This is a genomic window from Endozoicomonas sp. SCSIO W0465, from assembly GCF_023716865.1.
GTDB lineage: Bacteria > Pseudomonadota > Gammaproteobacteria > Pseudomonadales > Endozoicomonadaceae > Endozoicomonas.
This window is the reverse complement of the sequence record NZ_CP092417.1, coordinates 3,184,271-3,198,443: the sequence shown is the minus strand read 5'-3', so window position 1 is coordinate 3,198,443 and position 14,173 is coordinate 3,184,271. Positions and strand designations below refer to the sequence as shown.

The window sequence follows — 14,173 nt, the reverse complement described above, 5'->3', positions numbered from 1 at the left end:
GCATTTTCATGTGAAAAACAAGCACTAAACAAGCACCTTCGTACTTAATAGCCTGCAAACCAGTCAATTTGATCTATGACTACTACAAAGAATTACCAGAATTCAATTTGCCGATAAAAATAGCCCTATCGAACACTTAAAGCGAGCGATAACGCCGAGGCAGTATGATGTCTGATAACCTGCCGTCACACAAATTGTCCGGCGAAATTCAAGAAGTCTGGCGATAAAACCGCCCTCCCCGGGAATGACTGAAAAAGGCACAGTATTCCTGAAGGCTGTTCAAATCGGGGAAGCAGAGCAATTCCTGCGTTTCCTATCTGGAGGGTCATAACAAGGCAAATCACCGGTTACAGCCTTAACCGTTCGATCATTCCGGCAAAAGAAGTCTACTTTTATCCGCATTAGCAAAAGGCTGTCTATCAATTGACCTGACAACCCTGACGCTATGACCTCGACCTAACTCCTGATCCGAAGTAGCGGCAATTTATACCAACCGTCCGACTGTCATGTCAACTGAAGAATCCACCGGAAAGCCCCGCCATTACTGAACGACCTCCCAACCCAGGGAGGTCGTTCACATTCGGCGATCAGTGCGTATTGACGCGCTCATCATTTTTCTGAACGATTTTTTGTTCGGATTCGGCAACTTCCAGCACTTTTTCTGGCAGGGCTTCAGGCATATAAGACAGAGCCACCTCCAGAACTTCATCGATCCACTGAACGGGAATAATCTCCAGGTCATCCTTGATATTATCAGGAATTTCCTTCAGATCACGGCGGTTCTCCTCAGGAATCAGAACCTTCTTGATACCACCACGATGCGCTGCCAGAAGCTTTTCTTTCAGGCCTCCGATGGCGAGAACCTGTCCCCTGAGGGTAATTTCACCAGTCATGGCAACATCCGCCCGGACCGGAATCCCTGTCAGAATGGAGACAAGGGCGGTACACATACCAATACCCGCACTGGGACCATCTTTTGGTGTCGCGCCTTCGGGAACGTGAATATGCAGATCGTTCTTCTGATGAAAGTCAGGCTCAATGCCCATAGCGGCGGCACGAGAGCGAACCACCGTCAATGCTGCCTGAATCGACTCCTGCATGACATCGCCCAGAGAACCGGTTTTGATAATCTGCCCTTTACCGGGAACCGCTACCGACTCGATGGTCAGTAACTCGCCACCAACCGATGTCCAGGCAAGCCCGGTTACCTGACCAATCTGATCCTGTTCCTCAGCTCGCCCATAGGTAAACTTGCGAACCCCCAGGAAGTCTTCAAGCACTTCTGTGGTAACTGCACTCTTACGGTCCTTTTCAGACAGCGCTTCCTGTTTTACCGCCCGGCGGCAGACCTTGGCAATTTCCCGCTCAAGTCCACGAACCCCTGCTTCTTTGGTGTAGTAACGGATAATATCCAGGACTGCATCATCTTCAAAGGAGAGCTCGTCCTTGCGAAGCCCGCTGCGCTTGACTTGCTTGGGTATCAGATAACGTTTGGCAATATTAAGTTTTTCATCCTCGGTGTAACCCGGTATGCGAATCACTTCCATACGGTCCAGCAACGGACCGGGTATATCCATTGAGTTGGATGTACAAACAAACATGACATCTGAAAGATCGTAATCCACTTCCAAATAGTGGTCATTGAATGAGTTGTTCTGCTCAGGATCAAGCACCTCCAGCAATGCTGAAGCCGGATCACCGCGCATATCAGAACCCATTTTGTCGATCTCATCCAGCAGAATAAGCGGGTTTTTCACTTCAACCTTGGCCATCTTCTGAATCAGTTTACCCGGCATGGAGCCGATGTAAGTCCGGCGGTGACCACGGATCTCAGCCTCATCACGAACACCACCCAGCGCCATACGGACAAACTTGCGATTCGTAGCCCTGGCCAGCGACTCACCCAGTGACGTTTTACCAACCCCGGGCGGGCCAACCAGACAGAGAACGGGGCCCTTCAGTTTACGAACACGCCTCTGCACAGCAAGATACTCAAGGATACGCTCCTTGACCTCCTCCAGCCCATAATGATCAGCCTCCAGAATATCCTGGGCACGCTTCATATCATGACGGACTTTACTGCGCTTTTTCCAGGGGACACTGAGCATCCAGTCAATATATCCCCTGACAACCGTAGCCTCTGCAGACATTGGCGACATCATTTTCAGCTTGGCCAGTTCCGCCAAAGTCTTATCCCTGGCTTCCAGGGTCATCCCCGCCTGATCAATTTTTGCTTTCAGCTCTTCCAGCTCATTAGGGGCATCATCCATATCCCCCAACTCTTTCTGAATGGCTTTCATCTGTTCATTCAGATAATACTCACGCTGGCTGCGTTCCATCTGTTTCTTGACGCGACCCCGAATTTTCTTTTCGACCTGCAGAAAATCCATCTCGCCCTGCATAATGCCAATCAGATACTCCAACCGGTCTCCCAGATCTTCGATCTCAAGCATCTTCTGCTTGTCTTCAATTTTCATCGGCATATGGGCACTGATGGTATCCACCAGCTTGGCAGGATCCTTGATACCGGATAATGAGCTGAGTACCTCATTCGGTACTTTCTTACTCAATTGAACATACTGCTCAAACTGAGACATGACAGAACGTACCAGCAGCTCACCTTCCCTATCACTGATCTGCTCGGACAGCTGTTCATGCACTTTCGCCTTAACCAGCCCATCGTCTTCAAAGATTGAGTCAATCGTTACCCGAGTCTCACCTTCAACCAGAACTTTTACCGTTCCGTCTGGCAACTTCAATAATTGCAGAATACTGGCAACAGTACCCACAGAAAACAGGTCCTCTACCTGGGGATCATCGGTCTGTGCACTTTTCTGAGCTACCAGCAGAATTCGCTTATCACCTGACATTGCCAGGTCCAGCGCCTGGATGGATTTTTCCCGACCAACAAACAGCGGGATCACCATATGCGGATAGACCACCACATCACGGAGGGGCAACAACGGCAGCTCATAGTGCTCAGATGGTTGCAGGGTATCTTTATTATCCATAGCTCAGCCCCTATACGTTCAATATCAATAAAACCTGCCATCCGCCAGCCTGTTAGCTGGCTGAAAAGAGAAGGGTGAAAACCTGGCAGGTATTCAGGACACGATCTATTACGTGCTTAATCCATAGTCAGCTCACAGCAGAATATACCTGAATACTGTCTCAAGCATCTGTAAAACTGGCCATGGTTTCTAAGATGGGGCTTTTCCGGCTAAATTACAATAGCCACGTCTTTTCATCCTGTGTAAACCGATAATGCCACGCGCTAATACCGGTTATAACATAACCAGAGAAGCGCTTGCCAATGCCAAGTCCACGAATGCATAACGGGCTTTCGACATACAGGAGTGCATAAACGACATAAACTATCAAGTACTTGTAAAAAATCAGCTTTAAGGTAACATGCCATTCGTTGAGAAGAGACGTTGCATCGACTCTTCAGGCGAGTCGGAGCGTAGCGCAGCCTGGTAGCGCACCACAATGGGGTTGTGGGGGTCGGAGGTTCAAATCCTCTCGCTCCGACCATAAACTTTTTCCCCACCTTTTTACTTCCCCTAAAGTCTATTACAATCATTCTCCTGACTGTTTAACAGACAAACTTAGCCAGAGATCTGATTTTTTATCCATAACAGGGTAAAATTGCAGCACATAGAAAAAACCCTGCCAAGCAGGGTTCTTATTGAAAACAACAATACATCACTTTTCAGAAAGTATCGCCTTTGGAGTTTCAGAATTCTCGTAAATCAATAGCGGCTCAGAGTCGCCATTGATAACTGAGGCATCAATCACCACCTTGGAAATGCTCTCATCGGAAGGAATCTCATACATTGAGTCAAGTAATACCGCCTCAAGTATTGAGCGCAAGCCACGGGCACCAGTTTTACGATCCATTGCTTTTTTGGCAACCGCACGAAGCGCATCCTGACGAAAGTCGACCTCCACCTCTTCCATATCGAAGAGTTTACTGTACTGCTTAGTCAGCGCATTCCTGGGTTCCACGAGAATGCGCACCAACGCCTCTTCATCCAGCTCTTCAAGGGTGGCAATGACAGGCAGACGGCCAACAAACTCAGGGATAAGACCGAATTTCACCAAATCTTCCGGCTCAACCTCTTTAAAGGTTTCACCCAGATCCTTCTTGTCATCCTTACTGCTGACCTCTGCAGAGAAGCCAATACCAGACTTGTCAGTACGCCCACGAATCACTTTATCCAGGCCGGCGAAAGCACCGCCACAGATAAAAAGAATATTGGAGGTATCAACCTGCAGGAACTCCTGCTGAGGATGCTTGCGTCCACCCTGGGGTGGAACGGATGCTACCGTACCCTCAATCAACTTAAGCAGAGCCTGCTGAACGCCCTCACCAGAAACATCACGGGTGATGGATGGGTTATCAGACTTACGGGAAATCTTGTCGATTTCATCAATGTAGACAATACCCATCTGGGCTTTTTCTACATCGTAGTCGCACTTCTGCAGCAGTTTTTGAATAATATTTTCAACGTCTTCACCAACATAACCCGCTTCCGTCAGAGTAGTGGCATCAGCAATGGTGAACGGCACATTGAGCATGCGCGCCAGCGTTTCAGCCAGCAACGTCTTGCCACTTCCGGTGGGACCAATCAGAAGGATATTACTTTTACCCAGTTCGACGTCATCTTTTTTGTCGCCTTTGGTATCACCAAAACGCAGACGCTTGTAGTGGTTGTATACCGCTACAGATAAGACTTTTTTTGCACGGGGTTGGCCAATTACATACTCGTCGAGAGTTTCCTTGATCTCGCGAGGGATCGGCAGCTTATCAGAAGACTCTTCACCACTGCTGTCCTGAATTTCTTCACGGATGATATCGTTGCATAAATCAACACATTCATCACATATAAATACGGAAGGGCCGGCAATCAGCTTGCGCACTTCATGCTGACTCTTTCCGCAGAAAGAGCAGTACAACAACTTGTTGCTGTCTTCACCCTTGCCGCTTGTTTCGTCGGTCATTCGATTACCCTGTTATACGGACAATGCCTGCCCTGCACTCTCCAGTGAAAATAGACAATGAAAGCAGACCTGAGAATCAAACTGATCAAAGCCCATTTCATGATTCACTTATACATGCCTGGATAAGATGTAGCCATCAAGGCATGTTTTCAAGTGCTTGATCCGCGTAATACCAGAATTCATGCCCTGACCATCCGGGATCATGCATGTTTCTGGAAAGCTATTCTGATAGGGTCCTCCATCTCAAGAGAACCCAGACAATAAGTTAGTGTTCAACGACTTCGGATAAAAATCAACCTGCAGTAATCATTTAACAATGAAAATAGCACACAGGACAGAGGCTATTTTCATTGATTGCAGGATGGCATTTCGCTGGAGATCACAAAGAGCCCTCAGCTCATTACCAGCCGTCCGGTTTATTCTTTGTCTTTCTTACCGCCTTCACCGCGACGATTCATGACCTTATCAATCAGGCCATACTCAACCGCCTCATCGCCATTCATAAAGTTATCGCGATCCGTATCACGCTCAATAACCTCCAGCGGCTGGCCGGTATGATGAGCAAGAACCTGGTTCAGCTTACTCCGGATACTCAGGATTTCCTTGGCATGAATTTCGATATCCGATGCCTGACCCTGAAAGCCACCCAGCGGTTGATGAATCATCACCCTGGAGTGCGGCAGACAGTAACGCTTACCTGCTGCACCACCAGCCAGAAGCAACGCCCCCATACTGGCAGCCTGGCCAATACACATGGTTGAAACATCTGGCTTGATAAATTGCATGGTATCATAAATTGACATCCCGGCAGTTACCGACCCGCCCGGTGAGTTGATGTACAGGTGAATATCCTTGTCCGGATTTTCGGATTCAAGGAACAACAGCTGAGCAACTACCAGATTTGCCATATGATCTTCAACCTGGCCAACCAGAAAAATCACTCGCTCTTTAAGGAGGCGGGAATAGATATCGTAAGAGCGCTCACCTCTGGCTGATTGTTCAACAACAATAGGCACCAGTCCTGAGCTGGTGATCGCGACGGCGTGCGGGTCTATCAGATTGGACATATCCTGTCTTAACTCCTTGCCAAGTCGAAGAAAAGCGACTGCTCTGCCAGTCATATAAACAGACAGATTAGCCGCTTGCATACCAGATTAAAACGACCGGAGCCGGTAAAACCTTAGCTGCCTGTCAGGGTAACTGGCGAACCAGCCACCCATTCCCACGCTCTTCATAAAGAGCTCTTCTACAAGCGAAATCAGGCAGTCTCTTCCTGCTCTGTCTCTTCTGCTTCAGTTACACGCTCAGCAGGCTTGATGGCGTCCTGATAGCTGCATACTTTTTCTGAAACCTGAGCCGCTTCCAGAATAGTATCTACTACCTGCTCTTCCAGAACAACATACTTGATTTGAGACAGCTGCTCATCATTGCTGTAGTACCAGTCGATCACCTGTTGCGGCTCCTGGTAAGCGGATGCCATTTCCTCGATCATGGCGCGCACACGTTCATCATCAACCTTGATTTCACGCTGCTTAACCACTTCACTGATCAACAGCCCCAGCGCAACACGCTTTTTGGCATCGGCTTCAAAGAGCTCTGCTGGCAGCTGCTTTGGATCAAAACCGCCTTTCATACCGCCGAACTGCTGCACGGCCTGTTCGCGCATACGATCAATTTCCTGAGCAGTCAGAGCAGAAGGCACTTCCACTTCATGAATCTTCAGCAGGCCATCCATTACCTGATTCTTGACCTTGTTCTTAACCGCCTGACGCAGTTCACGCTCCATGTTTTTGGAAACTTCCGTACGGAAACCTTCCAGACCACCTTCACTTACGCCAAACCGAGCAAAGAATGCATCATTCAGTTCTGGCAATGCAGGTGCGGCAACCTTGTGAACCTTGCAGGCAAACTCAACAGACTGACCAGCCAGATCTTTCGCCTGATAATCTTCCGGAAACGTCAGGGAAAGCACTTTCTCTTCACCGGCAGAGACACCCACCAGGCCGTCTTCAAAACCGGGAATCATTCGACCAGATCCCAGTTCCAGAGTAGAGTTTTCTGCACTGCCACCTTCGAAAGCTTCTCCGTCCCTGGTGCCAACATAATCAAAGGTCACGCGGTCACCCGACTCGGCAGCACGCTCAACCTCTGCAAACGTTGTGCTCTGCTTACGCAGGGTTTCGATCATTTCATCAACATCAGATTCCTGAACCTCAGCAACCGGACGTTCAACGGAAATGCCGCTGAACTCATTGAGAGCAATTTCAGGATAGATTTCAAAGGTAGCAACGAAAGTGAAACCTTCCTCATTATCAGACTGAGCTTCAACGGATGGCGCACCAGCAGGGTTCAATTTCTGTTCCACAATGGCGTCAACAAAGGAAGACTGCATCATCTCACCGAGCACTTCCTGCCTGGCGCCCGCACCATAACGGCGCTTGACCACTTTCATTGGAACCTTTCCTGGACGAAAGCCATCCAGACGAACACGTCGGGACAGATCTTGCAGACGCTTATTCACTTCACCATCGATGTCAGCAGCCGGGATAGTGATCGTCAGCTTGCGCTCAATACCGGAAGTCGTTTCAAGTGAGACTTGCATTTTTGTTCCTCAACACCAAACCTGTGTAAACAATGGGCCAAAAGGCGCACAGACTAGCAAAGTACCCAGAAAATGATGAACACTTTTCTGTTACACTGGATCCAGGCAAGGCAAAGGAACAGTTTTTATTAAAACGTTCCAGATCCCTACAGGACTTGCACCACTCTCACTTCTCAACGGTATAAACCAATGATTAGAACAGACCTTTAATGAAAAGCATATTTAAAAGACCCGAAACACAGCAGCCCTGGCTCAGCCTTTCATATCCGTAATATTCATACATGTTTCCCCGAAGCTAAGGACTAGCGGGTCTATACACCCCCCATCAGGGCAGTTTTTCTTTGGATGAAACGTACAAAAACGGGGATAAGCATGCTTATCCCCGTTAATGACTGGTGCGGAAGGAGAGACTCGAACTCTCACGCCTTGCGGCACTGGAACCTAAATCCAGCGTGTCTACCAATTTCACCACTTCCGCTCACAGTGCTTCTACGAAGCACGCAAAACACTGTATTTTTCAGGGCACTTTATAATCGAGACAACCCTTTAAACTGGGGTGGGCGAAGGGGCTCGAACCCTCGACCGCCGGAATCACAATCCGGAGCTCTGCCAACTGAGCTACGCCCACCATTAACTGCTATAAAGCCTATTCAAATTAGGCCAGTGAAGCAAGGCCTAAAAAAATCAACAGACATCTGAATATGCCGCACCCGGCAGGATTCGAACCTGCGACCATCCGCTTAGAATAGAAGCATTTCAGGGTACTGTCTTTCTAGGCCGCACACTATAAGGATTTATAAAATCCTGTCAAGCCTCTGAACGCCGATGATACACAAAACGGGACACTTTCGGGTCTGATTGAGGCCGATTTTTCCGGAGTTCCGAGATGCTGTCAACAGCATTTTTTTGCTGAATTTTTCGCCGGTTCAGATAGAGCATGGTGGTCTCAATATTATCATGATCGGCTAATTCCTGGACAGCATATGGGTTGCAACCGGATAACAAAAGCTCGGTTATCATTGTCGCTCTCATTCCCCAGTGAAAAGGTTTTACCGAAGGCAAATTTAATTCCCGAAAAATTTTAGTGGCCAGCTTTGATATTTCCCCCTGATCATAGAACCATGGTTTTCCATTACCCTTATCCAGATAGCACCTCTCTTTAGACTTACGTTCTGATAGATCCTTTTGTAAAAAATCATATAACTCCTTGTTGATTGGTTTGTCCGGCGTCTTGTAAAATTTGTTTTTCCATTTCAGTTCCTTATTATCACGGATGTAAATCAACCCGGAAGCTAGATCAATATTCTCCAGCTTCAAAGACCAGATTACTCCCAATCGGGCGACAATTTGAGTTGCCATCATGTAAGCTCGCAACATATTTTTCATATTACGAATAGCTCTTGAATCACGTTCCCGCTCCGCTATTTCCAGATTATTCAACAAATACCGTTCCAACCGGTCCAGGTCATCCAACGTCAAAGTTCGCATATCCTTTTTGGGCAGCTTTGGCATTTTAATCCGGTGCAGTGAATCAATAATCTGCTTGTCACGACAAAACAATAAGAAATTTGGCTCTTGTAGGATTTCAGACTGCTACTGGGTTGAACATTGCTGAAGCCCTTTATCTACAAAGGTTGTCAGCATATTGTCCGGTAATGTTGCTCAATCCTTGTTTTTCGTGACCTACAGTCAGTTTTCACTGTAGAGCAGTTCGTAATCAAAATAGAGCCAGAAATTTTTCAGATGGCGGGTATGAGTGTGTTTTGTCGTATCAGCCAACAACCGCCCCCGGTATTTTGCCTGCGTGTTGAGATACCTCTGAAACGCATTGTATTTTGTCTCATCATAATCCTGCATTTCATGATTACCACAAGCCGTAATGTACAAATCCAGGCTACGTCCATACATAATGGCGGTCTTTTCTGCACAGGTGGAACGGACTGAATCCAGCCAGAACGCTTTAGCCTGCTTTACCGTCCACAATTTACGTTGCTTTTTCTTCTTACGCTCAATCTCTTTCTGGTGATTCTCGTCAGTGATCTCCCTGGCTTTCCTGGAATACAGCTCGGTTAACCGGATATTCCTTTCCAGTTCAGAGAGGTGTTCCATCTCTGCAATGGAACAAAGTGTTCGCCGAATCCCCCTCCGCCCATTCTGCCAGCCGCCTTCAGGGGCAAACAGGCCAACGTAGTTCCCCCGGTATTTCTCATACAGTCTTCTTGCCATGCGTCAATCCCTGTCATTACTGCCTGATACCAGCCCAAACCACCCGGCCAATAATATTCAGATCTGCCACCGGAATTTTATTGGCACCATAATTATCACTGATGACATCCACCAACCCACCGGGCAGCCAGGCCAAACGACGCACGGAAGGACCACCGCCAAAGTCAACCAGATAGACCCCATCCCCCATGTGACACTTCAGGTGGATCAGCAGCAAATCCCTGGGCTGATATACTGTCAAGGCATCATTCTGCACGGTAAAAGTACGGCATTCAGAAGCCTCAACCCCCAGACCGACCAACAGGGCACGGTCAAAATAGAGCGAGCTCAATCCATTGAGATCCGATACCGAATCCGCCAAACGCTCCTCCGCACCGGTTCCGGTCAGTAGATAGTCCACCGAAACATTCCCGGCTTCAGCGATGCGTACCAGCTGAAGGCTACCGGGGTTATCAATCACCCCATTCATTAACCGGGACAAATAACTCTGACTGATCCCGGTGGCTTCCGCCAATAGCCGGGTGCCACCCAGCTGGTCACGTACTTTGCAGATCCGCAAAGCTAGACCTTTCTGCATACTTTTGTTCATATCTGCATTAACCTAAAAACAAACGTAACTGTTCAGCACCCCCACATAAATCTGGAATTTTCTGATTTTTATACCATCCTCTTAAGCACCATTTTTCCACAATATTCGCCAGCATGATTCCAGAACTACCCGCAACTATGTCGGCTGAGATTCTCTTGAAAGAGAATGCAGAGCTGCGGATGAGAGTTGCCTGTCTGGAAGAGCGATGTCGAGAATTGGAAGAAAAGGTTGGCAAGAACAGTCAAAACAGCAGCAAGCCGCCATCGTCTGATGGTTATCAAAAACCTTGTAAAAACAGTAATTCTCCAGATCATTCTGACGACCTTTCCGCAGATAAAGGTACCGATCCATCGGATGAAAAACCCAATCCTAAAAGTCTGAGACAGTCTTCTGGTAATAAAGCCGGTGGAAAGAAAGGGCATCAGGGCACTTGTCTTAAACAGGTCGATATCCCTGACTATATTGAGTACCTTCCGGTTAAAGAATGCAATAAATGTCAGGCGTCTCTTCTTGATAGTGAGCCGGTCAAATATATTGAACGACAGGTGTTTGAACCAGGGAGACCGGGTGAATTTGAAGTAACGGCCCATAGAGCTGAAGTAAAAATCTGCACTTGTGGTTGTCGGAATCAGGCTGAATTCCCGGAAGGTGTTACCGCTGCCGCACAATATGGCTCAGCCACACAGGCTATGGCCGTCTATCTTAACCAATACCATTTCCTGCCTTTTAAGCGCGTGTCAGAGTATTTTAATACTCTCTATAAAATGAGTGTAAGTGCAGGCACTGTCGCCAATTTTGTGGCCAGAACCTATGAAAATCTGGCTTCTACTGAAGAGGTTATTCGTGACGCCTTGCGGGAATCGTCTGTTGCCGGAGCCGATGAAACGGGTATGCGGGCCGAGGGCTCTTTGCACTGGCTACACGTTATGCGGGATGAACAATGGACGCTCTACTACTTGTCTGAAAAGCGAGGTCGTGAGGCCATGGACACGATGGGCATACTGCTAACATTTGCAGGCGTTCTGGTTCATGATCATTGGAAATCCTATTTTGCATATGCGGCAACTCACGTACTTTGCAATGCCCATCACCTGAGGGAGCTTTTGGGTGTTGTTGATAGGGACAGCAATCAACTGGCGTTGCGATTGATGAAGCTACTGAGGCTTTCCTGGCATTACTGCAAGGGCTTTAAGACCATAGGTATGCTACAGATGCCAAGTGTTGTCTGTGAACGAATCGAGAAGATTTATGACCGGTTGCTTCAGCGGGCTCTAATGAAAGAAGTCGTCTATATGGAGAAGCAACGAGAGGAGCTTAAGCGCAAGAAAGTCAAGAATACTAAAGCTTACAATCTCTTCAAACGACTCACTGAGTTCAAGGCTGAGACACTGCGCTTCATGTCAGATTTTACCATTCCCTTCGATAACAATGGCAGTGAGCGGGATGTTCGAATGGCCAAGTTAAAGCAGAAAATCTCAGGCTGCTTCAGGAGTGCAGACGGTGGTTCTATGTTTGCACGGATTCGCAGCTATTTGTCGTCTGCCAGAAAACAGGGAATGGACATATATCAATCACTTCATAGAGCTGTTCGGAATTACTGTAATATGCCTTTGCTCAGTGCTGAATAGTTACAAACAAACAATCAATATTATGCACAAACGCACATCAATAGCGTCAATTGATGTCACTAGCGCAAAATATTAAGCATTTGCGCATATTTTTTAAAGTTATTAATCACTATCGGAATATTTTATTAGACTAAGGTGCAAAAAAATGAGCCGCCATGCAATAGGTGAAATTCTCAATGATCTGTTCCAGGCCATCGGGCAACTGGCCGAACCCACATCGTCCTTTGACATCAACCGTGACGAATTGTTAAGCACAGAGGAAGTCTGCCAGCGATTCCGAATCACCCGCAACACCCTCAACAAATGGATCAAAAAAGGTGAATTTCCGGAACCCATAAATATTGGCAAAGTGAAACTTTGGCCAACGTCCATCATTAACGCCCGCATCTATGAGGACAACCCACAATTGAGAGCCCGTGAAAACCTGATGCTTCAGGCCAGACGGGTAGCCGGTTCCGACGCCACCAAAACCAAAGGGCAACTTGATCATGAGCGACTGCTGGCCGAAGCCCGACGCATTGCCAAATCTGAGAAGGCTCTTTTCGAATTCCGAACTGCTGAACTATCCTTGGTGGATATAATTAGCCATCGCCAGCATTGACCATGAATATAGGCCGAATCTCAGATCTCATCAGTAATGACACCTGCTTTGAGATGATCCGTGAGAACCGCTGGCCAGATGGCACTGTTCTCTGTCCGCACTGTGATTCTGAGAATGTCAAAAAGAATGGACACGACAATGTGCAGGTAGAGTGCCAGCACTATTACTGTAAGTCCTGTAAGCGCTACTTCGATGACCTGACAAATACGGTTTTCGCAGGACACCACCGACCACTCAAAGTCTGGATTGCCTGTCTCTATTTAATGGGGCTGAACGTCTCCAACAGCCAGATAGCTCAGGAACTTGATCTGTGTGTCAGTGATGCACACCATATGACCACAGTCTTACGAAATGGTGTTGTTGACCGAAAGCCTGAAGTGATTCTTGATGGCGAAGTTGAATTCGACGAGGTCTACATTGTAGCTGGTCACAAGGGACACCCTGAAGCATTAAAAAAATCTGGATCGTCCACCGAGAAAAAGAAGGCTTAAAGGCGCTCCGGGCCGTGGGACTCTTGAAAAAGACAAACCGCCGGTATTGGGAATGATTCAAAGGGGAGGTCAGGTCATTATCAACATGCTGTCGAACGTTAAGAAGGCGACAATCGAACCATTTATCAAGAAACACGTAGCCCCACAGAGCCAGATTTATACCGATGAATACAACATCTATGATGACCTTGAAAGCTGGGGCTTCAGACATAAAACGGTCTGTCACGGCAAAGGTGAGTATGCCCGTGATGATGACAAAGACGGTATTTACGAGGTGCATGTTAATACTATGGAGGGGTTTTGGTCACTTCTACGCTCGTGGCTAAGGCCTCACAGGGGAATATCCCAAGAGGCTTTACCCCTTTACCTTGGCTTTTTTGAGTTTTTGCATAATATTGGCCGAAGAGGCAAAAGTCTTCTTCAGCCCTTAGTCAACTTGCTGGTTACATAGCAGTCTGGAATTGGAAAAGAGCCACTCATGAAATGCACTCAATCACCTGAACAAAGCAGAATACGATCCTGTTCTTTCAAAAAAATCTCATCTCCGACCACTTGATAAATTAATAACCAATCCGGTTCTATGTGGCATTCCCTGCGCCCTTTATAGTTTCCGGCCAGTACGTGGTCTTTATGCTTGAAGTCAAGCGGCTCATTTTGAGCGAGCTGAATCATGACCTTTTTGAGCTTTTTTAAATCTTTTCCCTGACGTTCAACTCTTTTGTAATCTTTTTTAAACTGGGTTGTTCGTACTGGAGCAAGCATTAATCACTATCCAGATCATCAAACATTTCATCCATTGTCCCATAGCGGGTCAGCCCCATACCCTTGTCTGTAGCTTCAAATGTCTGACGGGTTTCTTCGTTAGGCAAACGAACATCAAAAGGCAACCCCTTACAAATGCCGACATACTGGTAAAACAACGTGATGGCCTCTGTAGGATTAAGACCCAGCTCCCTGAATATCACTTCGGCATGCTCTTTAACGTCTGGCTCTATTCTGGCCCGAATCATCGCACTTTTACTCATTCACATG

12 protein-coding genes, 3 tRNA genes and 1 pseudogene are annotated in these 14,173 nt (G+C 47.4%); 5 read left to right on the top strand and 11 right to left on the bottom strand.

All coding sequences use genetic code 11. The features are described 5' to 3' along the window. Nucleotides 1–587: 587 nt before the first annotated feature. Nucleotides 588–3,011, bottom strand: coding sequence for an endopeptidase La (gene lon, locus MJO57_RS14110; RefSeq protein ID WP_252026199.1), 2,424 nt, complete (start codon nucleotides 3,009–3,011; stop codon nucleotides 588–590). Nucleotides 3,012–3,457: 446 nt separating this feature from the next. Between lon and MJO57_RS14105 the strand changes: the two genes are divergently transcribed. Continuing rightward, nucleotides 3,458–3,534, top strand: a tRNA-Pro gene (locus tag MJO57_RS14105). Nucleotides 3,535–3,705: 171 nt separating this feature from the next. On the opposite strand, the gene clpX is transcribed toward MJO57_RS14105, so the two are convergent. The 8 genes from clpX to MJO57_RS14065 form a co-directional block, all read right to left on the bottom strand. Then, nucleotides 3,706–5,004, bottom strand: a complete 1,299-nt coding sequence (gene clpX, locus MJO57_RS14100) for an ATP-dependent Clp protease ATP-binding subunit ClpX (RefSeq protein ID WP_252026197.1) — start codon at nucleotides 5,002–5,004, stop codon at nucleotides 3,706–3,708. A 416-nt stretch (nucleotides 5,005–5,420) separates the two neighbouring features. After that, the gene (gene clpP, locus MJO57_RS14095) at nucleotides 5,421–6,071 is read right to left on the bottom strand and encodes an ATP-dependent Clp endopeptidase proteolytic subunit ClpP (RefSeq protein WP_252026195.1); all 651 of its coding nucleotides are present in this window, start codon (nucleotides 6,069–6,071) and stop codon (nucleotides 5,421–5,423) included. A 191-nt stretch (nucleotides 6,072–6,262) separates the two neighbouring features. Continuing rightward, on the bottom strand, nucleotides 6,263–7,606 hold the full coding sequence (tig, locus tag MJO57_RS14090; protein WP_252026193.1) for a trigger factor: 1,344 nt from the start codon (nucleotides 7,604–7,606) through the stop codon (nucleotides 6,263–6,265). Between the two features lie 393 nt (nucleotides 7,607–7,999). After that, a tRNA-Leu gene (locus tag MJO57_RS14085) sits at nucleotides 8,000–8,084 on the bottom strand. A 74-nt stretch (nucleotides 8,085–8,158) separates the two neighbouring features. Further along, nucleotides 8,159–8,234 (bottom strand) — tRNA-His (locus MJO57_RS14080). Between the two features lie 179 nt (nucleotides 8,235–8,413). Further along, nucleotides 8,414–9,118: a site-specific integrase gene (locus tag MJO57_RS14075; protein ID WP_252026191.1), complete on the bottom strand. Its 705-nt coding sequence runs from the start codon at nucleotides 9,116–9,118 to the stop codon at nucleotides 8,414–8,416. A gap of 177 nt (nucleotides 9,119–9,295) precedes the next feature. Next, nucleotides 9,296–9,832 (bottom strand): hypothetical protein, encoded by a 537-nt coding sequence (locus MJO57_RS14070; RefSeq protein ID WP_252026189.1) that lies wholly within the window; start codon nucleotides 9,830–9,832, stop codon nucleotides 9,296–9,298. Nucleotides 9,833–9,848: 16 nt separating this feature from the next. Further along, complete coding sequence (locus tag MJO57_RS14065) at nucleotides 9,849–10,409, bottom strand: XRE family transcriptional regulator (RefSeq protein WP_252026187.1); 561 nt, start codon at nucleotides 10,407–10,409, stop codon at nucleotides 9,849–9,851. Between the two features lie 125 nt (nucleotides 10,410–10,534). On the opposite strand from MJO57_RS14065, the gene MJO57_RS14060 reads away from it, so the two are divergent. The 4 genes from MJO57_RS14060 to MJO57_RS14045 all read left to right on the top strand — a co-directional run bounded on the left by MJO57_RS14060 (nucleotide 10,535) and on the right by MJO57_RS14045 (nucleotide 13,592). Further along, complete coding sequence (locus MJO57_RS14060) at nucleotides 10,535–12,049, top strand: IS66 family transposase (protein ID WP_252017330.1); 1,515 nt, start codon at nucleotides 10,535–10,537, stop codon at nucleotides 12,047–12,049. Between the two features lie 145 nt (nucleotides 12,050–12,194). Next, a complete protein-coding gene (locus MJO57_RS14055; RefSeq protein ID WP_252026185.1) occupies nucleotides 12,195–12,650 on the top strand; it encodes an AlpA family transcriptional regulator in 456 nt (151 codons plus the stop codon). Nucleotides 12,651–12,652: 2 nt separating this feature from the next. Next, entirely contained in the window at nucleotides 12,653–13,141 is a 489-nt protein-coding gene (locus tag MJO57_RS14050; protein WP_252018121.1) for a transposase, read from the top strand. Continuing rightward, complete coding sequence (locus MJO57_RS14045; protein ID WP_252026893.1) at nucleotides 13,110–13,592, top strand: IS1595 family transposase; 483 nt, start codon at nucleotides 13,110–13,112, stop codon at nucleotides 13,590–13,592. Before MJO57_RS14050 ends, MJO57_RS14045 begins: the two co-directional genes overlap by 32 nt. 42 nt (nucleotides 13,593–13,634) lie before the next feature. Here the strand turns inward: MJO57_RS14045 and MJO57_RS14040 are convergent. Further along, nucleotides 13,635–13,903, bottom strand: a pseudogene (locus MJO57_RS14040) (type II toxin-antitoxin system YafQ family toxin). Continuing rightward, complete coding sequence (locus MJO57_RS14035) at nucleotides 13,903–14,166, bottom strand: type II toxin-antitoxin system RelB/DinJ family antitoxin (protein WP_252026181.1); 264 nt, start codon at nucleotides 14,164–14,166, stop codon at nucleotides 13,903–13,905. The pseudogene MJO57_RS14040 and the gene MJO57_RS14035 overlap by 1 nt, the downstream one beginning before the upstream one ends. Nucleotides 14,167–14,173 lie beyond the last annotated feature (7 nt).